This is a genomic window from Fulvivirga sp. M361, assembly GCF_007097395.1.
Taxonomy (GTDB): domain Bacteria; phylum Bacteroidota; class Bacteroidia; order Cytophagales; family Cyclobacteriaceae; genus Fulvivirga.
In genome coordinates, this window is the sequence record NZ_VKDC01000008.1 from 185,654 (window position 1) to 208,680 (window position 23,027).

Sequence of the window (23,027 nt, forward strand, 5' to 3'; positions counted from 1 at the left end):
TTGCGCTAATTAATTGAAAAACCATCAAAGTGACGCGGCTACGTCAACCGCAAGTGTAAGCCGAAACATTTGTTGCTCCAACCCTATACAGTCTTCTTTTAACCTGCCATTAATTTGATCGATATAGTTTAAAGCCATGCAAATGCTAATATCCGGTGAAGTATTCGCATTGATAAAAAAAGGGATATCGGTATCTATAATAAGTGAATACCTGCTATCAACCGAAGACAATCCTACCAGAATGAATGAAGTGTGCTTTTCACGGGCATAACGACACAAGTAGGTGAAGGCCTGGTAAAGCAGGCTTATGATTTTTTCATCAGGAGCCTTGCCAAAGGCTCCCCCTGGAGAAAACCCTTTGGATGAAAAAGATATAAACGTTTCTTTTAGCTCAGTATTGAGTAAATCGCAGAAACGCTGTAGCGCATGGACCAATCCATGAACATGCAGGACACGTTGGATAAGGCTATTCATGCAACGATCAGAAATGAGCAACATTCTAATGTTCTCTTTCATTTCCTCATTTTTCACTTGACATAATGAATTCAAGATCTTTTCCGAGGTGTCTGTATCAAATGTCTGTGAAAGTTGATGAAAGGGATCAGGTGTATCCATACAATCTGTTGGGTTTTACATTCAGGTTAAGCAATCAAAACGTTATACAGAATGATTTTCATTGCCTGAAAATCATTCCGGTTAATAGCAGGTTATACCTTATAAATCCATGCTTTTTTCAAAGTTCATAGGTTCTTCAGACTGTGTAAAAAAATCTTATCTACACAAAGAGATATGAATTGTTATATCAAAGAATAAAAACAATCAATCCTTAAAGTCAAACCTATGATCCGGTTCATTTGGCATTGGCCGACTTAACGCGGAATTCCTCAATACATTCTTCGCATGCATCTATTTCATAGAGATATTCTTCCGCTTCTCTAAGTGCGCTATAATAGTCAGGGTGCTCGCCAAGATAAAGTCCGTTTTTAAGTGGCAGATGTTGGCATCCTTCTTTATGCACTTCATGATCCTTGTTAGGATTACTATCTACCCAATTATTGACCCAGTACTTTTCCATGATGATAATGTTTTAGGGTTAGAAATGATATAATGAAGCTAATACCGAATAAAAACTTATACTAATTGGTTTTCCGAATAATATAAATTAGTATCCGAAATATTGGGATTTTCCTACATTGAAGGTGCTTTGCCTGACTTATAACGAGCATATTTTGCGTTTTCAAATTTATGTATGACCCAATATCATCCGGCGATAAGCCTAAACTAAAGGTTATTTTAAACCTACGTGAACCTCCACTTTCTGGCACCAATCGACGCTATAACCAACTTAGGGGGTTGGCTACTTAAAAGAATTCCCAACCTGTTAGATTTTCGAAAAGTAAAGGACCTTAATAGTTACATTGCCGCTGTCAAGGACAAGTTTCTTCTGACGATTTTTAATTTGTTTTTTGGACACTGGAAATTATAAATCACTATTTTCTGTGCGGGCTTAGGAACACTCAAATACAGTTAATTTTTTAAGTAAAAAGTGATCCAACTGAGGTTATTTATTAACTACCAAGGTCAAAAAAAATGTATATATGGTGATGAGCCTACTCAGTGATTTCCGAAAGCCCAGTACCTTACAGTTAACCAGGCTGCAAAACAAGGTATTTTAGTGGCAATTTTACTCATTAACCCGGGTCGGGTCATAAGACATCTAAAAGCTTAGATTAGATCCGTATCACTACTAGAATTTATATTGGATTTATAATCAGAAAGTTAAAGTAACCCTCCCGCGAAAGAGGCTACCTACACTTCCTACACTAACAATCCGGAAATTGGTTTGTGACAACAATTGGGTAAATTGTAGTTATAATCCCAACCCAGGTTAACAAGTATGTAAGCATCATTTTTTAAAAGTTAAGAAGGCACATGCGCGAGGCACCTACCTTCTATACCACCCTTTTCCATTCTGTCATTAAAACCTTCCAAAACCTATACGCCTACCACACAACCCTCCTTATACTATGAAGATCAGGATTAGTTTTAAATCGTTGTATTATTGTCAAAAAAGAGATATAACCGGATCATAAGAAAATGCATTTTCCCAATGCACCTCACTGCTTTCCGAAGAACTAACCTGAGTCATGAATTTTTCTACGCTTTTAAAATTCAACGATCCCTTTTCTTTAAAGCAGTAAACTTTTTATCAAAGCTTTGAAGCGCTGTTTTATACTATTAAACCCGGATCATGCTGACCATATAAGTGTTATATTGACCACTTCTGGCTATACACTATTTGTGATAATCTCCATACGGACTGTTTTTGAATCAGCATTGACAGTCGAATCCTGGAAAATTTCGAGACACTTTCTTACTAATGGCAGGGTCAATTTATACAAAGGGAATCCTGCTAAAGGAAATACCATGCACTTATTAAAACCATAGCAAGCAAAAAAACAATACCAAAACGCACATAAAGCTTATTACGGATTTTGCCTACAGGACTCACGGCTTCACGCATTGCAGCGTTCTCATCATCTCCTTTTATACAATACACCAATTTTTCCACCACCCTGTCTACTCCTTGTTTGGTATCTATATTGTAATGGTCAACCAGTGCAGGATCATATTTACTTACTTCCTCTTCTGTAATCTTATGCCAAACAGGGAATACTCTGTATCCGGGTTTTGGCCATAATGTATGAAGTTCCTTTTCCGGCCAGTCTTTCTGAAAGTAATTATGGGTAAACAGAGCAATGCCATACCTGGACCTGTCAAGACCTTCTTTGATCGTTTCATCCGCTCCAGAGCCTACTCTCAACTTACGACTGGAATACCATACTTTGATGCCGAAGTCTTCAAGTTTTCGTACCAGTTCATTGGCAATATCTATCTTATCCTCAACTGCGTGAGAGATAAAAACATCGTATTCATACTTTCGAAGAGTCATGTACATATAATAACTACTAGATAACCAAATCTTAAGGATATGTACAAACCTGATTTCCGAAACTATGGAATCACTTTCCGTGTAATCACTTGACTGTGTGTATTTTACCTATTAACGCATCTTTATATTTGCTGCTCATTTGTACGGTATACTTATCTCCTAATTTGATAAGATTACCCTCAATGCCGGTAATGCGATTGATATTAATGATAAAACTACGGTGTACTTTAATAAAGTCAGGGCTTTCGAACTGGTCAAATACCTTTCTCATGTTACTGGACAAAACATGTTTTGCTTTATCGGTGACAACACAACAATAGGCCCTTTCCGCTTCCAAATAAAGAATGTCTGAATACCGGATCATTTCAACGGCCTGGTTGTCCGTCCTTATAAAAATACGGTCCGAAAGTTTACTCGGACGATTCCTCGAATTTTGACGTTTGGCATTGATAAAAGCCAGCTCCAGGGCACGCAACAGATCACTACTTTTATAGGGTTTGGAAAGGTAATTGGCAGGAAAGGTGTGTTTGGCTCTGTCCACCGTGTGCTTATCTACATGATCAGACAAGTAGATAACCGGAATGTCATACCGCCGGGTGATCTGTTCTGTCGTTTCTATCCCGTCAAGATCACCATCTAAATGGATGTCCATCAGTATCAAGTCAGGCATATTGATGTCGATCTCTGTTAAAGCATCTTCACCGGAGGTATGGATGGCTGTTACTTCAAATTGATGTTCTTCCAGCCTGGCCTTCAGATCTTGCGCGATCAGTAATTCATTTTCAACAATAAGTACTTTTATCTTTTCCATGAGTTATACGACATTTAGATCAAGATCAAGTTTGAATTTAACGCCTTCACGGTTTTCCCAATGTATCTTGGCCCCTAACTGCCTGGCCAGTGTTTCTACAATATTAATACCCATAGAATCTCCGGTTTCCTTTTTTTGAAAACCTTCTCCATTATCTTGAATACTTAGCTCCAGGCGCCCATTGGTTCTCTCCAAAAGAACGGCAAGTTTAGGATGAAGAGATTGTGGAAAGGCATATTTAAAAGCGTTATTCACGAGCTCATTCACGATCAACCCAATAGGTATGACTTTATCTACATCCAAATCCAGGTTATCCATCTTCACAAAGATGCTGTCCCCTTGATGGTCCACCCCATAACTTTCCGCTAACTCATGGATCAGTTCCGTCAGATAGTCATTGACATTCACCGTTCTGGCATCTGTTTGCCTATACAATTTTTGATGGATAATTGCCATAGCATTCACCCTGTTCTCTCCACTTTTCACTGCTTCTAATGCATCCTTATCTCTCACCAACCTGGATTGAAGGCTGAAAATACTGGATAATAATTGTAAGTTATTTTTTACACGGTGGTGCAACTCCTGCATGAGGACCTCAATTTTATGTTTGTCTTTCTTTTCACTTCTCCAACGTGTCCAGATAAGCAATACAATTGCCAAAACAAGTAAACTGAAGATGGTGAGCGCCCATATCCAAATTTGGCGTAGTTTCAGGTTAGTTTCCTGCAACGTTTGTTTTTGTTGCAATAGTTCTATTTCCTGTTCCTTTTTATGCGTTTCATACCGGGTTTGCATCTGGGTTAAAGCCTTGATCTTATCTTCATTCAGTAAACTGTCTTTTATAACCGCCAAATGTTTAGAAGTGGAAAGTGCTTGTTCGGTCAGTTTTAAGGCCTCCTGAACGTCAAGCCTAATTTCTAAATTCTCTTTTAACTCTTCTAATAAGCCCTGTTTATCGATTATAGCTCTGGCCTGCTCAAGATATGATATTGCATCGTCGTACTTTCCAAGTGAATAATATAACCGACTAAGATTGTTTAATGTAATGGTTTTACCAGTCTCGTCCGTAGTATTCGAATGTATGTCCAAAGCATTCTCAAGATATTTTTTGGCCTGGCCATATTCGCCACGTTTCAAGTAGATCAATCCTACATTATTCAGTGTACTCGCTATTCTTTTATTATGCTTCAAAGAATTTTTTAATTCTATAGCCTTTAGGTAATAATGGAGTGCACTATCAATATTATCCCGTTTGCTATAGGTTGTACCTATATTATTAAGCGACAAGGATTCTTCTTTCGCAAGGTTAAGGTCCCTTGCGATTTTTAGCGCTTCTTGCTGGTATCTAAGAGAATTATCATAATCTTCCTGGCTTGAGTAGATCATGGCTATATTATTGTAAAAAGAAAACAAAGCTTTACTTTGCTCCATATCACTCAGATATTGAATCCCCTCCAGAAAATAATTTAGAGCCAAATCATAAAGTCCCTTTTCTTTGTAGATAACCCCGAGATTGTTATTTATGTAGGCCATCCGGAACTTATTGTCGAACGCCTTAAAAATCTCCTTGGCTTTGGTATAATAATAAATACTACTATCAACCTTGCCAATAGAATAATAAAGCACTCCAATATTATTTAACATACGGGCATACTTCTTTGAATTACGCTCCAAACCGTCAGAATGAATCGCTTTTTGATAATACTTCTTCGCGCTGTCATATTCACTATTTTTTAAATGCAGCTTGGCTATTTTCCTATACCAATCCTCATTTATACTACTTTGACTATACAGTGAATCTTTATACTTAAAAAGCAATGTGTCAGGATTAGCCTGACAATAAAAAATGGGTAAATGAAAAAAAAGGAGTAGGGGCCAATTGGACATAATCAAAATATAGAAGACAATTTAGAACTAAAAATAGAAAAACCACTTAAAATAAGTGGTTTTTCTTGTACTATATCAGTCTACTATTTATTGTAGTAAACAAAGGTTTATTACAGAAACTTTAATCATCATCATCCATAATCAGCACACTTTCATCTTCATCTTCTCCGCCATTCAAGGGAGTAACGGCTTCACCGTCACAAGCAAAAGCGAATGCACTAAAAATTATTACAAACACCGATAGATATTTTAACTTTTTCATTTTCCTTGATTTTTTAGTTACACATCGGTCAAGGCTGGTTTTTAGAGGCAATAGGGGTCTGCTTAAGCAATTTTTTTAATTGCAAATAATTGAATATCAGATACTTATTGACTTGTGAATGCCTTAACCCTTAAGGTGTGGGAAGGCTCTTACTTTCAAGAACTGGCCTGATCAGTTCCCACAACTGATCTTGTCCGGGACTCTAAAGTTTGAGCAGGTTGAAACATCTTCGCGAACAATGTTTCGGTATGATTAATCAATCAATACTATGCAAAAGTGTATCTATCTTGTTGATTTTCAGAATTTTAACTGGATTCTCTTTCCCTTTTTCAATACCTTAAGTACACATGACTGTACCGCAGCCTTTGAGCATTGCAGAAAATCAGATATGTTGGAACACCCTTATAAATGGTTTGGCTTCATCAAATAAAGTTCAAACCGTAGCTCAGGTTGCTATCATCGAAATAGTTTCAGGCTAGTGTGAAGGTGCTATGTAATAGTAAAAGAAAGGGAAGGAAAACATCCGTAATGTCTGATTCCAAAAGCGCAGTAAAATATGATGGCATCAGTTTAAAGAAGTTAGACAAAATATTTATTAAACTGATAATCAGTTATTTACATTGAAATTATTCTTTTTTTTCATATATTCCATACTATACTGGCATGATACGATCCATGCAAACCTGAAGCCTCCACCGCGCAACTTTGATAAGTAATAAATGAGCGGAGAAATTTTATAAAAACGAATTTGATCGTCAGGCAGTCTGAAATCTTTAAGTATCAGTTATTACTGCCCTGAGTCCTGCATACCCGAATAAAACACAGAAGTAGAAATAGAGGAAAAAGGTCCCTATCCCTTTGGGTGTCAAAACATGAAAAGCCTTACTACGCTTTTGAGTAGATAGCATTATTTCAAGTTAATTATCTGATAATCAGTTGATTAACTTGTTGATTTTTCTTTTTTTTGATATCTTCAATATACGTTTTTCATATCTCAGCACTACTATGAACCTAGAAGCACCTATCGAGCAACTTCAACGGATGTTAGTTGAACTGTGTAAAAAACTAAAGGTAGACCTGGACAAAGGCGGCTTTATGACCATGTCGTCTAAAATCACCGGTGTCAGTCACCGATACTTTCGGGATAACATGCATGGAAAAATGGTAGCCGCCAAAAAACGAGGCGACGCATTCATTAACCTCAGTCTCGAAAAGTTAAATGAAATTTCACGCTACCTGGGCTATGACAGTTTTGTGGCCTTTCAGGATTCATTCAAGCTAAATCCCTACCTGGCTTATTTTGAGGGAAGCTACTATTCATTTATACGAAAAAACAGTCGTAGTAAGGAGGTGATACAATCCCCTGTGAAAATTGAAAAAAAGGGCCCCGGAATGCGATTAACTTTAAAAGGAGAGGACAGGGAGTTTGAAGGAGACATAGAACTAAAGGAGGGTTGTATAACCTGTCTTATAAAATCCGTCGACGAGTCATTTTATCATGTCTATAAAGTAGGTAAAACGGTCAAGCCTAAGGTCATCCAAGGTATTTTTTCTGGTGTATCTTCAGCTCTTGACCCTATAGGCGGACGCTGCGTTCTGGTGCGACAAGAATCAGATTTCGAAACTTTGGCCAACTCTAAAATAGTACTAAACAAAGTACCTGTGGCAGAAAACAGCTATCATCAACCACTCTGGCGCTATTTTAAAAAGAACCAGGAAAATAACCTTAAGATCAAAACCCCGGTCGGGTTTGACCTGGATGATCTGATGATGTAGATTTTCTCAAGCATGTTAAGAATTCAACTTCGTGCACTGAAAGGTTATACCTTCTCTTGGGTCTGATTTACAAAGGTAAATTCTGAAATTCAGTCTGTTTGCTAAATCTTATTTACAAGGCTGCCGATGGAATTTTCTATTTTCTGCTAAATCATATCGACGTAGACCGATAAGGCTGCGACACCAGGATATAAGACGATCAATCTACCTTCCCTGGGCTTCAAGCTTATGCTTCTGTATAGTTCATACTCATTTACAGACCCAGTCAATGTAGGTAGAAATGAACCAGGAATATATGACCTCAACAAAGAAAAACATCGGGTTTCTTGCATAATGGTACATCAAATAAGGTCCAAAACCGGACAAATAAATGGACAGTTAACAGTATACTACAAATAATTTAAATCTAGTACGTAATTTTCGCTTTGGCTTTATTTTAAAATACTGTACTCTTATGAATACAAAAGTAATCCCCACAATATTACTGTTTCTCCTATCTTCTTTAGTTGCGTACGGACAGATTGACTATGACTCCCACGACAATTATACCGGTGATTGGTTAAATAACGACTCCTGGGTCGATCTTGATCCTACTCAATCATGGGCTCCTCAAACCCCATCTGACCCAGACAACAACATTCTGACGAACAGAAATGCAAATAACATCGATATTTCTGGTTATATCACCCGACGAGGTGACCTGACTGTTGAGCAAGCTAACCCTGTCATCACAGTTTATGATACCTTATTAGTGACCGGAAATGTCATATTGGGATCGGGAGCTTCAATGAACGTACCTGCTAATGGCCTCCTGATAGTAACGGGAAACTTAACAACAAAAGGGTCATTTGAATTAGGTAATTCCGGTCGTGTGGTAGTCGGAAGAGATGTAAACGTAACTAACGGAAACATTAACAATAACCAGGATTTTTATGTATTCGGAACCACAAATACCTCCGGTGGTGGTAAAATAGACGGGTGCGATCAATATGATCCGAAATGTGATGTCCCAAATGCCCTGGATGATGAGGATGATCTGCGTAATAACGACCCATCTCTCGAACAATTTCTACAATCCCTGAATATTCTGCCACCAGTACTCCCGGTTGAATTAATTTCTTTTGATGCCACGATGCAGGAAGAAGAAATAGTTTTAAGCTGGACCACAGCCAGTGAGCTTAACAACGATTATTTTGAAATACAACGATCTGAGAATGGGATAGATTTTCATATGATCGGTAGCATGGACGGTTCCGGCACTACGCAACAAATGACCCACTACAGTTTTACAGATGGGTCTCCTTTCAGAGGAGCGAATTATTACCGGCTTAAACAGTATGATCTTGATGGTGCATTTGAATACAGCGCTCCGGTCGTTAGGTTCTTTGATGCAGAACATAAGGATTTGACAGTACATCCTAATCCTGCCATTGGCCAACTTCACCTTTCACTAAGTCATAAGTTCATCAACACCAAAGTGCATTTGAAATTATACGATAGTAACGGGGCAATAGCCCTCGAACATAAATTTGCACCACATACTTTTGCAGCGGCCATAGAGCTGGAAAGTGTGAAGACCCCTGGTTTTTATCTCATCCATGTAAGTAATGGTGCATTTGAGGAATTTGACAGAGTATTGATCTTGAAATGATTAAAAATATATCAGGCAGGTGTTATACACCTACCTGATAAATAAGAAAGAAGTCCGTGGAATGAAGGATTGACACAGTCTCTCAACGTAATTTGTTCCATTGCACCTTTTACTTCATAATGTTGTACTTATACTAAATCATTGTTACCAATTTGTTTTAGTACCCTAATCAACTTCACTTTTTCGAAAAACACCGGTAAGCGGCAAATGATCACTGATAATGCGCATCGTATCGGGTGAGAAAAAGTACTCTACCCGTATGTCTTTAACTTCAGGATCCATATTTTCATTGACTAAGATATAATCAAGCCTGCGCCCGGGCTTATTGGAAGGATGCGTGTAAACCGTGGTATCCAACGGGTCAATAAATCCATTTTTTAAACCATTATTTTTCACCAAAAGACCAATTTCTTCGCTAGTGGGAGTTGAGTTAAGGTCCCCCGCCACGATCATATTTTTATTAGGATCTTCAGCCAGCATCCGGTTGAATTGAGCGGTCAACAAATTCATTTGTCCTTTACGCATAGCAATGTTACGGTTACCTCTTCCTGCTTTCAGATGCAGCCCGGTAAGTACAAAGCTGTAGTCTTCTGACGGGTATACATCGATGGACCACATCCTGGTATTAATATGGTTTTGTGTCTCTTTTTTGCCTTCGTCACTAACATATTCCGGCAAAGGGGTAGTAGCGCTTCCATATCCACGGATGATACCCATCGGAAATCTACTCATTACGACTACATTCATATACCAGTTATGGCTCGGGATATCTGCAAAAAATTGATATTCCATATCCGGAAAAGAATCCTGAGCCAGTTTTTTGAGGTATTTAGCACTTTCAAACTCCTGCAGGACTACAATATCTGCATCAGCCTCTTTCAGCGCATCAATCAAAAGTTTCCGACGGAGCGGCATATTATCAGGAGGAGAATTTTCTCTATCATTATCAATGTAAGGATCATCATATGGATCGATGAAATGTTCTACATTCCATGAAAGTAACTTAAACGTTGGTCCTTTCGGATAGTCATAATCATGGGGTGTAACTATTACGGAATTCCAGTCAAAAGGCTCATCCTTAAGAGATTCTGATTCTTTCACTACTTCAATGCAAGAAAAAGTAACGGCACAAATCAATATTAAGCGTATAAAGTTTCTGGTCATGTTTTATTCAGTTAAAAAAAGAGCAGGCAAAAGGCCTGCTCCTTACTCATAAAATTTGATAGATCGTTCGTTTGTTATTTAGACCACCATCCCTCGGAAAGCAAGTCATCCCCTTTGTCCAGTCTATTCACAGCGTCTGTATAATTCGCTTCATTTACTGCTTTTAACAACGGTGGGTATACCATACGTTTCATAATCTGGTCCGTGAGCATAGCAGAACCAATATTAAATTCAGGAAACCGGACTCTTCTGAAATTGAGCCAACCATCGTATCCCTGGTAGTAGAAATTGATGTAAGATTCTCTCCACACCTGGTTCAAGGCAACTTCTTTATCCGGTGATAGCTCAACATTGGTTTTGGCCAAATGACTGTCTATCTCATCTTCTTCCACCCCCCACCACAGGCAGTTGGAGCGGATACCGGCCTCATAGTGCATGGTTGCATCTCCGGTCACATACCCTTGCAGAATAGCCTCTGCAATATAAAACTCTACTTCAGCGTAGGATAAAAGTACAGAAGGAGCAGTAACACCATTAAGCCCTGTAAAAGGCGCCGCAAGTCCATTGAATTCACGAATAATATCAGGGTCTTCACCGGAAGGAACCCCCAGGTAAATGGGATTACCACCGTTATCTACGTTTATGGTATCACCATTTGTATCCACACCTAAAGCGGCCATTTTTGGTCTTCTTGGATCAAGTGTTTCATGAAGTAATTCCGCAAAAGTTTCAGCCAACGCCACAGAACCGGCCGTTCCGGTAGCGTTAGCAGGTTCAAGCCCAAAACGACCGTCATAGATAATGGCACATGTTTCATCATCTGAAGCAATAAGTTCACCACTGTTAATAAGTGTAGCGATAGCATCCTCAAGAGATGGGTCCACATTGACCATTTTCATGAGCATTCTTAATTTCAGGCTATTGGAAAGTTTTCTCCATTTTTCGTTATCCCCAAAATAGAAAGGGTCACCTCCCCTGATAAAGTTTCCTCCCGGACGGGTTTCTAATAACCCATAGGCTTTATCCAGTGAGTCCAGGTTAGCCCGATAGATCTCTTCCTGCATATCAAACTTAGGTGTGAAGTTAAGCTGGTCTCCTTGTACAGACTCATTAAAAGGTACCGGGCCAAATACATCTGTCAGGTAATTTGTGAGATAAACATCCAATATCAACCCTGCCGCCAGGTAATCATCCAACCCTTCATTAATGGCGCGCTGTTTGAGGTCAAATATGTCATAACGAATACCATAGATCACATCATACACGGCCTCTGAATCGGAACCTCTGAAATCATAGCGATGACGTTGGTCGATCAATGAAGTATTGGTCCAATATTGTCCGATATAGTTACCGATAGTTCCATAACTACGTGACCTCCTGCCTGCGTCAAAAGCTACCTGGGTAAGCAAAGATGAAGCGTCAATATTAGTCAAACGCGTGGGATCGGTATTGATCTCTTCAAAATCGTAACAAGAAGTAAATGCCATGATCATAGCCGCAGCCCAGATCAATGATTTGTTTTTCAGGATAGTTCTTATCATGATGGAAAGTTTTAAAAGGTCAGTTTTATGTCTACACCAAAAGTGCGGGTGGAAGGCGAGCCTACAGCTTCAAGTCCCGGGGTCAAAGACCCGTTATTGGCAACAGCAAGTTCCGGATCATAGGAAGGGAAATCTGTCCAAATGAAAAGTTCATTACCAAAAACAGCAAATGTTCCGCCTTTAAACATCCACAATGCAGGGATCTGATATTCCAATCGTAAATCCCGAAGCTTTAGAAAGGTAGTTTCATGCACATTACCTTCTATTTGATCACGCTCGTACATAGAGTTATAATAATAAGGAGCACCTGCAGAAACCGTATTTTTAACATACCCACCTGCATCTTCATCCCACATCAAACCATCGCCAATTACACCGAATCGGCCGTCTGCATTTTGTATCCACTGCTGTGCAGCCATGTCATACTCCGCACCTGATTCAAAAGGAGCACCACTTTCTCTTCCGAGAACTGTTTTATCCGACTTCCCCGTGTAATTCATGAGAAAGTGCGTTATAGAGTAAGCATTTCCCCCATGTTGGTAATCAAACTGGAATGAAAGACGGAAATTTTTGTATCGAATAGAGTTAATGATGCCTGCTCTCCAGTCGGGGAACACATTACCCAGGTAGTCCTCATCATTATCACGCTGTGCCAGGCCGTCTTTAAAAATGATCTGCCCCTCGTGTTTATCATAGCCTTTTCCGTATATCCTTCCCAATTGTTCGCCTGGTTCAGCTTTGATCAGAACCCTTGACCCAACATAACGGCCTATAATATAAGTATCAATCACTCCGGGCACCAGCTCTTCTACCTTACCACGATTTGCTGACCAGTTGGCCGTAATGTCCCAGCCAAACGAACTTGAATTGAAAGGTTTCGCTCCAAGTTGCAACTCTATACCCCGGTTGGATACGGAACCTGCATTCATCAAAGCATTCAAATAACCTGATCCAGAATCTACCGGTAAGGTTAATATCTGGTCCTTCGTAACGGACCGGTAAAATGTGGCATCAAAATTAAGCCGGTGGTCAAAAAGGTGAAGGTCTAATCCCAACTCTACTGAGTTCGTTGTTTCAGGTTTCAATGCCGGATTAGGCAATGTGGAAGGATTAGAATAACCACCGGTAACACTATTAGATACCGCATAATACCTGTCCAGGCGATAAGGCCTGGTATCGGAGCCTACCTGGGCGGCCGAAGCCCTTAACTTCAGGTAAGACAATGGCCGGAAATCCAGTTTAAGGGCTTCAGTAACATCCACCGCAAGGGCTGCCGACGGATAGAAGTAGGAATTATTACCTTTAGGTAATGTAGAGGTCCACTCATTCCTTCCTGTAATGTCCAGGTAGATCATATCACGATAGTTTGCACTAACTACCCCATAGGTAGCGTAATTCTCTTCCTGGTTTCTTCCAGGCCTGACAATAGGATCGTCAATAGAATTAGCAATATTGAACACGCCTGGTATCCTTAAACCCCTGTCTCCGTTATTACTTCCCCCCGTGTCGGCAAACATATCGTTCCCATCCTTATAAAAATGATTGAAACCTGCTGTTCCGGTTAATTCCAGGGTATTCAACTTCCATTTTTTAGATAAAAAGATATCTGTGTTCAACAGAAGTGTTTTGAGCGATTGTTCATTGTATTTACCAAATCTATTTCTGGGCTCTGACCAGGCCCTTTCCCGCGTCCTTAATTCCGTGTAGAAGTCAATACCACTTCTGGCCGTTATTTTAAAATCCTCAGCTATCTCATGATCAAACTGTAACTTACCAAAGACCCGATCCTTATCCAGTGTATTGATAGAATTCTGAAGGATCCAATAGGGATTGGCGCTCAATCCGGTTACCCTATCCTGCTGGATATTTTCCTGGCCATCAAACCAAAGGTTATCACGAAACCACGCCAGGTTATCATTGGAATTAAGCCAGAATACCTGGTAATGTGCATTTTGTCTGTCATAACCTTCGGCAGGAAGATTATCTGACGTTTGATTCACATAATTGATCTTAGTAGAAAACTGGGACTTACCTACCTTTACACCTGAAGAAATGGATAAGTTTAAACGCTCATAACCGGTATTCGCCATGATGTATTCATTGGTCAGATAATCCAGTGAACCTCTGAAATAGGCTGAGCTGTTACCTGCATCTACGGACACTCCTGTAACTTGTGTAAAACCAGTCTCATAAAAATCTCTTTCTATGTCATAGGGCTGCCACGGTGTCTGGCCTCCTACCTCATACTCCCATATTTCGTTTCTTCTGTCAGGGTCATATACAGCCGTATGTGGTGAGTTATATTGATAGAAATTCTGCCCCATGTATTTAGGTCCCCATGAATGGGAATTTTTAGTGTTACCACCATCAGGTGAGTCGCGGAAGGAGTAATAATCTCTCTCAGAACGGTTTCCTGAACCAAACATCTTCTGACGTGGCAACCACCGGTTGACTTGCTGAAAAGAGGTGGTACTTCTAAGGGTCACCCTTAATTTTTGATCAAACTGACCACTTTTTGTCGTGATCATAATCACTCCGTTGGCTGCCTGTGATCCATAAAGTCCGGCCGCTGTAGGTCCTTTTAGCACGGTTACATTTTCAATATCATCAGGGTTAAGGGCCGACAGGCCATCACCGTAATCGACCACAGCCCCTAAATAAGACTGTTCACCATCTCCATTCTGATCATTGGTGACGGGTACACCATCAATAACAATCAGGGCCCGGTTATTATCAAGGTCTAAGGAAGATTCTCCTCTCAACACAATACGTGAAGACCCCATAGCACCGGAGGAGCGGGTAAGCTGTAAACCAGGCACTTTACCTGCCAGTGCAGTGGCCAAATTAGGGTTCCCGCTTCGCGAGACGTCATCACTGTCCACCTTGGTAATGGAATATCCAAGGGCCCTGGTCTCACGCTCAATGCCAATGGCTGTTACTACTATTTCCTCCAGGTTCACAGAAGATGATCGTAAGGTAACATTAATCGCAGACCGGTTCCCTACCTCAGTCTCTTCTGTTTCGAAACCAACAAATGAAAACTGCAATGTAGTTTTGGGAAATGTCATGAGATTGTAATTCCCATCCAAGTCAGTAATGGTGCCTTGCGTACTGCCTTTTATTAAAACAGTGACTCCTACCAGGGGCTCCCCGGTCTCAGCCTCAGTTACTTTTCCGGTTACTTTCCGTTTTTCAGGAAACTTTACTGAGACTTTACGGTTGGATAGCCTGTACTCAAACCCGCTTTGCCTGGACAGTTCATCCAGTATGTCTTTCAGCGTAGCATCTGTATAATCCAGGCTGAACTTCCGTTGATCACTAATAACGACATCTCCATAACCAAACTGGTAGCCTGACTGCCGCTCCAGTTGATTGAAAATACGTTCAAGTGAAGCATTTTTCACCTCCAAGGTGATCTGCTCACTATTTTGGGCGTACCCTGAAAATCCTACTAATAATAGGATTACAACAAAAAGATTTTTTATTCGCTTTATAAATCTTGAATAAGTGGTTAATATAGCTCTCATGAATATTTTTTTGATTTTAGACTGGTCGTAAGTTTGAAATCATCAAGATGAAGTCCGGAGCTGGTAACGACAGTTCCGGACCATTTTTTGTGATCTTTAGTAGTGGTTATTTTCTCATATATTTCTGATTTTTAAATTGTTATATTTCTTTTATTGATAAATGGAAATGGAGTCATTCCTATGGGTATACCGAAAGTCAAGTATGAATTGAAGATCTTCCAGTACCGTCTCAATAGTTACATTCTTATATTGCGTTCTGATCGTTTGAGATAGCAGTTCTTCATCTTCGCAATAGATGGTGACATCAAAATGTTCCTCTATCCTATCTAAAGCTTCTGACAGTTTAATTTTATCCAGAACAAGCACTCGTTTCATCCAACCATGGTACAGAGGACCTTCGATTTGGTTCACTGATATTTCTTTGGTTTCGGGATTGAACGAAGCTTGCTGTCGCCGGGTCAGATAGAAAGGTTGCTCATCACTTTGATCTTTTGTCACCTTTACTTTTCCTGAAGCTACTGTAACTTCCGTAAGTGCATCTTTATAGGACCTGACGGTAAATGAAGTCCCCAACACAGTAGTTTTTAAACCTCTCGTTTTTACAATGAATAACCTGGAGGTGTCCCTTCGAACTTCAAAGAAAGCCTCGCCTGAAAGCGCCACTTTCCGATTCTTATTGTCAAAGCTCCTGGGATAGGTGATCGAACTGCCCTCATTCAATCTCACCAGTGTACTATCACTTAATCTGATGATAGCCGTTTCGCCCACTTCCGTCGACTGAGTGATATAGTTTTCCGGCCAGGGTTGAAACCGGGTGTATAGTAAGGAGGCAATACCAACGAGCAACGTAACGGCAGCCGCAACCTTCCATAACGCCGGCATACTCTTTTTCGGAAGGTCAACTTCAGTTTCCTGCTCAATACTCTTGTTAAGCGACTGGTAGATAGCTATTTTGACACGTTCTTTGTCTGTCAGCGCCCACCCCGGCCAGAATATATCCTCTTTTTTTTGATGGTCATCAAAAAACTGATCAAAGAGTTTTTTCTCAGTTTCAGTAGCATCCCCTTTGAGGTATCGATCAAGTAAATCAAGAAATTCTTGTCTCGTCATTAAATAATGTCTTTACCCTTAGAGTGTCATCAGCAGGAAAAAGCACGGGGGTAAAAACGACCAAAAACAGAAGGTTAATGATTTAGTAATACTACCAATGGTTTAGTAACACACTGATAAAATGGTGATAAAGATTATGGCAAGATGATCTAATGAAATACGGATGTGTTTAAGTGCATTGGAAATGTGCCATTCCACCGTCCGATGTGACAGGTTCATTTGCTGTGCAATCTCTTTATTAGATAAATTATTGAATCGGCTTAAACAAAATACTTCTTTGCACTTAAAAGGGAGTTGGTCCAGTATCACAAACAAACGGCCATTGAGCTCTTTATAATTGATCTCATCCTCGGTCGTGTTCGCCCATCTTAAATTTATCAAATGCTCATCGTGTGATTGGCTCAGCTTACCTTTTTTCAGGTGCCTGGCCACCTGAAATTTAACAGACTGACCAAGATATGGCAGCAGGCTCTCGATCTGATGAACTTCTCTTTTACGCCATACATCCAAAAAAATGTCTTGCACGATATCTTTGGAAGCATCCTCGTCTTTTATAACATTGAAAGCCAAACGGTATAGCTTTTCCCAATATCGAAAGAAAAGCTCATTGAATGCTATTCGGTTATGCGCTTTGATTAGCACTAAAAGTTTTTGATCGGATGCCTCACTGAACTTTCCTGGTTCCACTTGTCCAAATTATTTTTCTTCCTCAGCACGAATATAAATGAAACACTACGAGGGTGTCAAGTGCCTGATTATTAAGGAATTTTTAACTTTTAGTACATGAGGTGGTCTTGGTCAATGAGACTTCTGCCATAAAAACATGGTAAAGTTATTGTGGGTTTTATACATTGAGATCATGTCACTAAAATGATCTATAGTTGTTATTTGTTTATAAACCCGTTCAGCATGAAGCTCAATTACATTATTATTTCATTGATTCTTGTGAGTCTTAGTAGTTACAGTCAGGAAGTAGAATTAGTGAGGGAATATACCTATGAAGCAAGTGACCATGATAGCAAAATTTCTTCCAGGGAAAAGGCGATATACGCTCTCAAATCTTTGGCAATAGAAGAGATTGGATCAATGGTCTTATCCTTGCAAAACTATAGGGCTGAAGAAGAAAATTTCAATTTTAAGGACTATTACAAGAGTAAAACCAAAGTGTTGGCGAGCGCCATCACACGGCTTAGGATCATAGAGGAAAGCTGGACTGGCAAGGAATACTATCTAAAGGCTGCCATACAATTAGACCAGAACGAGATCCGGGAGAAGTTCGACGACCTTGTTCAAAAATTCTTAGAAAACAGCGAGCAGGTTCGGAGTTATCCGAAATGGCTAAATGCTATTATGAATAAGGAGGTGCATTCCGGTGAAGGGATAGGAGAATTACAATTAGGTATGAATAAAGCTACTGTAGTTAAATTACTTGGTAACCCAATAGAGCGAAAAACCGAAAACCATGTAAATAAGAAGGGTATTTCCTTTTCTTCAGCTAAATTCTATTATAGGTACAAGGGAATACGGTTAATAGTAGGATTTTTAGTAGATACAGATGCGGTCAATTTAATATCATATTCAGAGTCTTCATGGGATGATCATACGATCATCAATGTTTCACCCGTATTCTATGGTTTAAAAATTGGTTCCCGGATAAATCAGATGTTGAACGTTCTTGGGCAAGCAGAGAAAAAGGAAATCTATGAAAATGATTTGGTTGTTTTCCATAAATACAATGGGATCTCCATCGGTGAGGACACTACCATAAATCAAATATATTGCTTTCAGATCACCAAAGTAGATTAGTCGAAAAATGCTTCCGGTTGGCAAGGTATTTTTAACCCCGGATCATTCTGTTCACCAGACAAAACTTTCCGGTGCTATTTGATATCTATCAACAAAGATAACAGGAGCATAAGTCATCATAGGATGGTTCAATCGTACTTATATATCCACGGCTGCCCTTCTATCAAAAACGATTCTAACGCTATGACGTCTTGTAGTCCTTGAATAAGTACTTCCTTCTTTTTAGATGACAGGGTATATATAAGATAATGGGTCTGTTCTTTGTTTTGTACTACTTTGGTCTGTAAGTCATGGTTTCTTATGAGCAGTTTTTGATAGTTTTTGGCATGTTTCAGGTCTTGAAAAGAACCCACCACAACATAATACAAGGCATTACTATGGACAAAATCCTCTATTTCAGTATCTATCGAAGTTCGCTCAATCAGTCGTAATGTATTAAACCTTTGTTCGGCTATTATTTTCTGTAAATTCTCAATTTCCTGTTGTTCATATTCGCTCATTGCCGCGCCTTGCCTTAATTGAGATTCGAGTCGGTCGACTTGCTGCGCCAACTGGTCCATCTTTTCTTCCTGGACCTTAAAATCTTTGGTATAATCTTTTTGATCAATTATGGGTAGTTCCACTACCATGGGTTTTTGACTTTGCAATTTCTTCCCAAACCGGTAGCCAATGATGAATTCATGAGACCCACCGCTATAATCACCAAAATTTCCCATATTCATTTCATACGAATAGCCAATGGTTATCTTGTCATAGACAAATGTGCCTAATGAGGCAGCCCAGTTATTTGCCTGTCGGTAGGTAACTCCCAACCAAAGATCTTTATCATAAGTGAATAGGACATTACCTTCAACTTGTGAAGGTAGTCCCTGTGTGGCCCTGACCAGCAGCTTGGGCTGTACGGTGATTTTTGGATAAACATCAAACAGGTAAGAGGCTGATACGATATATTGGCGGACCAGGTCAAAGCTTACCGATTCCGTTCCGTCATTATTTTCATAGTCAAATCTACTGGCCAGCAGGTCATGAGCACCGAACCCTGCCCTCAATTTTTTGAATTTATAGCTTATGCCAGCACTTCCTTCTGCCGCCGTTTTATTCTCCCGGCCATCCAATATGGCATTATCAAATTGCTTTTGTCGTGAATTGACTTTATCAAAATCAATCCTGTTTTGGAGCACCCCAAAAGAAATTCCAAAGCTAATATCGTGACCTTCAGCCAGTGGAACAGAATAAGAGAACGTACCCATAAATGTAGTTCTGGAAACAATATTTTCCGAATCATTGATCAGAATTATGCCAGCACCTGCCCTATCATTAACAGGTCCGTCAATGGTCAGAAATTGTGTTTGTGGAGCATTTTGAATGTCACTCCACTGTTGCCGGAAAAAACCAAAAACCTGTGTATAATCGTTACGTCCAAAGTCTGCCGGGTTATAGAGGTTGGAATTAATAAAGTGTTGATTATAAACAGGAAAATGCTGAGCCAAAACACTTGAATGAAGTCCAACAGTAACGAGTATATAGAGTATTTTTTTGATCATTAGGTCGTTATTTTTTTCCGTCCCTGATTATGGTCAGCGCGCCCCGAAATATGGCATTGCTACTTTCAGAGACCACAATATAATAGTAGGTACCATCCGGAAGGATATCACTGCCACGCGTACCCTGCCAATCGTTATTATAACCGTTGCTGGAAAAGACTTCCACGCCATTTCTATCAAACACCTGGACGCTTGGATTATTAATGGATTCGAGATTATCAATCTCCCAATTATCATTTACTCCGTCCCCATTGGGCGTCAGTACATTGTTTATGTTGATATTGAAGTTCTCATTGACAAATATGGTAACACTGTCCTGATGTGTGCACCCTAAAAAATTAGTACCTTCTACCACATACATGGTTGTTGTGGATGGCGTAGCTATGGGGTTAGCTGCAAAAGGGTTGGTCAGGTCTTCCGTAGGTGTCCAGCTGTACGATTGCCCTCCCGAAGCTGACAACTGTACACTTGATCCATTATCAATGGTTTGATCATTTCCAGCCGATACACCTTGAAAATTCACAACGGAAATTGTCCTTGAAATGGCGTCAGAGCAGTTCTTATCAGTGGTAGCGGTAAGGGTTATCTGGTACACGCCCGATTCGCTATAGGCGTAATCAGGGTTGACCTCAATGCTTGAGTCGTTGTTCCCAAAATCCCAGGAATAATCAATCTTACTACTACTAAAAAAGGTATTATTATTAACCCAAATTACGCAATAGGATTTTCTAATGCGTAGCAATAAAGTATCTTTTGGTATGAATTGGGAGATACGCTTTAGTAGACAGCAAGTTACGGCATGGTCAGGTTTGGCATTTTTAAGGAGAATGATGGATAAGATGGGGTTCAGCGAGCATCTTTTAAGCGGAGATATGTTGCCCGAACCAAAATCAAACAGAGGATATAGCCCATTGACCATCATAGAGGCTTTTATGGTCAGTGTCTGGTGTGGTGCGAATCGTTTCCTGCACACCGAAATAACCCGCCACGATCATGCGCTTTGTAAGATTTTTGGATGGAAAAGGGCCCCTGGGCACGATACGTTCAAGCGTTTTTTCAAGAAGTTTGACTTGGAAAGCTCAAGCCAGTTGTCTGATCATTTATTTGGCTGGGTGTTTAACAATATACAGTTTGATAATATCACGCTGGACTGTGACTCTACGATCCTGACTCGTTATGGAGACCAACAAGGTGCTTTGAAAGGCTATAATCCCAAAAAGCCGGGTCGTCATTCTCATCATCCCATCCTTGCTTTTGTCAACGATTTGAAGCTGGTAGCCAATTTTTGGTTAAGGAGTGGGAATACCGGCTCTTCAAATAACTTTCGGGCTTTTCTGGAAGATACTATGAGAAAGTTGGGGGAGAAAACCGTAGGGTTAATCCGTTTAGATAGCGGTTTTTACAGCAAAGAAGTCTTTGAATACCTTGAAGAGATCTGCCTGGATTACTTAGTAGCAGTCCGGTTTTATATCCCTATTCAAAAAATGATCTCATTGGAGCAAAACTGGTTGTACGTAGATGAAGGGATAGAAATCTGTGATACTACTTATCAAAGCCCTGAATGGAAAAAACCCAGAAGGATCGTTGTAGTCAGGCAGAAAGTTAAAGAAAGGCCAAAGGCTGCAGGAAAGACGCTAAGTATTTTTGAAGGCACTCAAGATCACTATACCTATAGATACAGTGCTTATATAACCAACTTAAAGCTTCCTGCAGCGGAAGTTTGGCGGTTATACAGGAGACGTGACGATTCAGAGAATCGTATCAAAGAACTCAAGCAAGATTTTGGCTTGAACAGCTTCTCACTGAACGAGTTTTATGCCACTGAAGCAGCCCTAACAGTGGCCATGATGGCTTACAATCTAATGGCTATTTTCAGGCTCTTTATTCTTAAATCAGAAGTACAGCACACATTATCTACGCTACGCTTCAAAACTTTTGCCATCGGAGCGTATTTCCTGAAAGTAAAAGGAAAAACCGTACTCAAAATCGCACTAGCCAAACAACGAAGAAAATGGTTCAATGGACTTTGGAATACCTCAAATCAAGTCCAAACACCTCTGATATTTCCTATTGCGTAATTTGGGTTTATCCACTTTTGGAGCGGGGCGGCAGGTACGGACCTTAAACCTTTGGCAGAAGAGGCCTTCGGGTGGTCTGATGAGTGGGAAACTCAATTATACACAGCAAAGATAGACTTTGATAAAATAACCTATTAGTCCCTGAAGCCCTGCAACACTTAAATAATAACCCAAAGTATAGCAACTTATCTACATCATGAAAAATAATAAAAATGTATTACTGGCCACGACGATACTCCTTTCATTCATTATTGTTTCTTTCACCTTTATGGAGGACAGCGATGAAGTCTATAAAAGAAAGGGATATACATTGACAGTGATCAATAAAGCTACAGGCCTTGATGGTGACGTAAAAAATGACCTGGTTGAAACATTTTTTACCGTATATCCGGTACTAGCCAGAAGTTACAACCAAAACACAGTTAAAGAGGTGGAATTTTTTATCGATCCGGACTATAAAGGCGTAGCAGAAGCCGGTGGAGGAAGAGTAAGGATAAGTCCGCATTGGTTGAAAGAACATCCTACCGATTTTGATTTAGTTACACATGAAGTGATGCACCTGGTGCAGTCTTATCCTGGTAATTCAGGTCCATGGTGGGTCACCGAGGGGATCGCAGACTATGTGCGATATGTGAATGGATGCGACAATGCCAGAGGTGGCTGGTCTCTTCCAGATTATAGCCCGGAGCAGAATTATGACAATAGCTATCGTGTTACTGCCAGGTTCTTTTTATGGATAGAAAATAAAGTGAGTCCGGGCTTTGTTAAACGGCTTGACCACGCGATGAGAAGCAAAAGTTACTCCGAAAAAATATGGGTGAAACTAACCGGTAAAAATGTGGATGATCTTTGGAAACAGTACAGCAAAGATCCTTCAATTTAGTACAGGGAGGGTTAACTTTGGTTTACTATTCCGT

Annotated in this window: 18 protein-coding genes; 5 read left to right on the top strand and 13 right to left on the bottom strand. The window is 40.0% G+C overall.

Annotation, left to right across the window (positions count from 1 at the left end; genetic code table 11):
* Positions 1-24: 24 nt before the first annotated feature.
* The 6 genes from FNH22_RS11445 to FNH22_RS31990 all read right to left on the bottom strand — a co-directional run bounded on the left by FNH22_RS11445 (position 25) and on the right by FNH22_RS31990 (position 5,913).
* Positions 25-615: a hypothetical protein gene (locus tag FNH22_RS11445; RefSeq protein WP_143398509.1), complete on the bottom strand. Its 591-nt coding sequence runs from the start codon at positions 613-615 to the stop codon at positions 25-27.
* A gap of 235 nt (positions 616-850) precedes the next feature.
* Entirely contained in the window at positions 851-1,075 is a 225-nt protein-coding gene (locus FNH22_RS11450) for a hypothetical protein (protein ID WP_143398510.1), read from the bottom strand.
* A 1,338-nt stretch (positions 1,076-2,413) separates the two neighbouring features.
* Positions 2,414-2,953, bottom strand: coding sequence for a toll/interleukin-1 receptor domain-containing protein (locus FNH22_RS11455; RefSeq protein WP_185154185.1), 540 nt, complete (start codon positions 2,951-2,953; stop codon positions 2,414-2,416).
* Positions 2,954-3,038: 85 nt separating this feature from the next.
* The gene (locus tag FNH22_RS11460) at positions 3,039-3,764 is read right to left on the bottom strand and encodes a response regulator (RefSeq protein ID WP_143398512.1); all 726 of its coding nucleotides are present in this window, start codon (positions 3,762-3,764) and stop codon (positions 3,039-3,041) included.
* A gap of 3 nt (positions 3,765-3,767) precedes the next feature.
* Positions 3,768-5,582, bottom strand: a complete 1,815-nt coding sequence (locus FNH22_RS11465) for a tetratricopeptide repeat protein (RefSeq protein ID WP_185154186.1) — start codon at positions 5,580-5,582, stop codon at positions 3,768-3,770.
* A 190-nt stretch (positions 5,583-5,772) separates the two neighbouring features.
* A complete protein-coding gene (locus FNH22_RS31990) occupies positions 5,773-5,913 on the bottom strand; it encodes a hypothetical protein (protein WP_185154187.1) in 141 nt (46 codons plus the stop codon).
* 1,005 nt (positions 5,914-6,918) lie between these two features.
* On the opposite strand from FNH22_RS31990, the gene FNH22_RS11470 reads away from it, so the two are divergent.
* Together FNH22_RS11470 and FNH22_RS11475 are read left to right on the top strand one after the other, a co-directional pair.
* On the top strand, positions 6,919-7,689 hold the full coding sequence (locus tag FNH22_RS11470; RefSeq protein WP_143398514.1) for a hypothetical protein: 771 nt from the start codon (positions 6,919-6,921) through the stop codon (positions 7,687-7,689).
* A 454-nt stretch (positions 7,690-8,143) separates the two neighbouring features.
* Positions 8,144-9,340, top strand: a complete 1,197-nt coding sequence (locus FNH22_RS11475) for a T9SS type A sorting domain-containing protein (protein ID WP_143398515.1) — start codon at positions 8,144-8,146, stop codon at positions 9,338-9,340.
* Positions 9,341-9,505: 165 nt separating this feature from the next.
* On the opposite strand, the gene FNH22_RS11480 is transcribed toward FNH22_RS11475, so the two are convergent.
* The 5 genes from FNH22_RS11480 to FNH22_RS11500 form a co-directional block, all read right to left on the bottom strand.
* Positions 9,506-10,504 (bottom strand): endonuclease/exonuclease/phosphatase family protein, encoded by a 999-nt coding sequence (locus FNH22_RS11480; protein ID WP_143398516.1) that lies wholly within the window; start codon positions 10,502-10,504, stop codon positions 9,506-9,508.
* A 74-nt stretch (positions 10,505-10,578) separates the two neighbouring features.
* Positions 10,579-12,045 carry a SusD/RagB family nutrient-binding outer membrane lipoprotein gene (locus tag FNH22_RS11485; protein WP_143398517.1) on the bottom strand — a complete coding sequence of 489 codons (1,467 nt, stop codon included), beginning with the start codon at positions 12,043-12,045 and terminating at the stop codon, positions 10,579-10,581.
* Positions 12,046-12,056: 11 nt separating this feature from the next.
* Positions 12,057-15,572, bottom strand: coding sequence for a SusC/RagA family TonB-linked outer membrane protein (locus tag FNH22_RS11490; RefSeq protein ID WP_143398518.1), 3,516 nt, complete (start codon positions 15,570-15,572; stop codon positions 12,057-12,059).
* 150 nt (positions 15,573-15,722) lie between these two features.
* On the bottom strand, positions 15,723-16,682 hold the full coding sequence (locus FNH22_RS11495) for a FecR family protein (RefSeq protein WP_143398519.1): 960 nt from the start codon (positions 16,680-16,682) through the stop codon (positions 15,723-15,725).
* A gap of 102 nt (positions 16,683-16,784) precedes the next feature.
* Positions 16,785-17,369 carry an RNA polymerase sigma-70 factor gene (locus tag FNH22_RS11500; RefSeq protein ID WP_143398520.1) on the bottom strand — a complete coding sequence of 195 codons (585 nt, stop codon included), beginning with the start codon at positions 17,367-17,369 and terminating at the stop codon, positions 16,785-16,787.
* Between the two features lie 222 nt (positions 17,370-17,591).
* Between FNH22_RS11500 and FNH22_RS11505 the strand changes: the two genes are divergently transcribed.
* The gene (locus tag FNH22_RS11505; protein ID WP_143398521.1) at positions 17,592-18,488 is read left to right on the top strand and encodes a hypothetical protein; all 897 of its coding nucleotides are present in this window, start codon (positions 17,592-17,594) and stop codon (positions 18,486-18,488) included.
* A 128-nt stretch (positions 18,489-18,616) separates the two neighbouring features.
* On the opposite strand, the gene FNH22_RS11510 is transcribed toward FNH22_RS11505, so the two are convergent.
* Together FNH22_RS11510 and FNH22_RS11515 are read right to left on the bottom strand one after the other, a co-directional pair.
* Positions 18,617-20,032 (bottom strand): type IX secretion system membrane protein PorP/SprF, encoded by a 1,416-nt coding sequence (locus FNH22_RS11510; RefSeq protein ID WP_143398522.1) that lies wholly within the window; start codon positions 20,030-20,032, stop codon positions 18,617-18,619.
* Positions 20,033-20,039: 7 nt separating this feature from the next.
* Complete coding sequence (locus FNH22_RS11515) at positions 20,040-20,774, bottom strand: gliding motility-associated C-terminal domain-containing protein (RefSeq protein WP_185154188.1); 735 nt, start codon at positions 20,772-20,774, stop codon at positions 20,040-20,042.
* Here FNH22_RS11515 and FNH22_RS11520 point away from each other — a divergent pair.
* Positions 20,764-22,110, top strand: coding sequence for an IS1380 family transposase (locus FNH22_RS11520; protein WP_143398524.1), 1,347 nt, complete (start codon positions 20,764-20,766; stop codon positions 22,108-22,110). The two genes, FNH22_RS11515 and FNH22_RS11520, sit on opposite strands and share 11 nt — an antisense overlap.
* A 196-nt stretch (positions 22,111-22,306) precedes the next feature.
* Positions 22,307-22,993, top strand: coding sequence for a basic secretory protein-like protein (locus FNH22_RS11525; protein WP_143398525.1), 687 nt, complete (start codon positions 22,307-22,309; stop codon positions 22,991-22,993).
* Positions 22,994-23,027 lie beyond the last annotated feature (34 nt).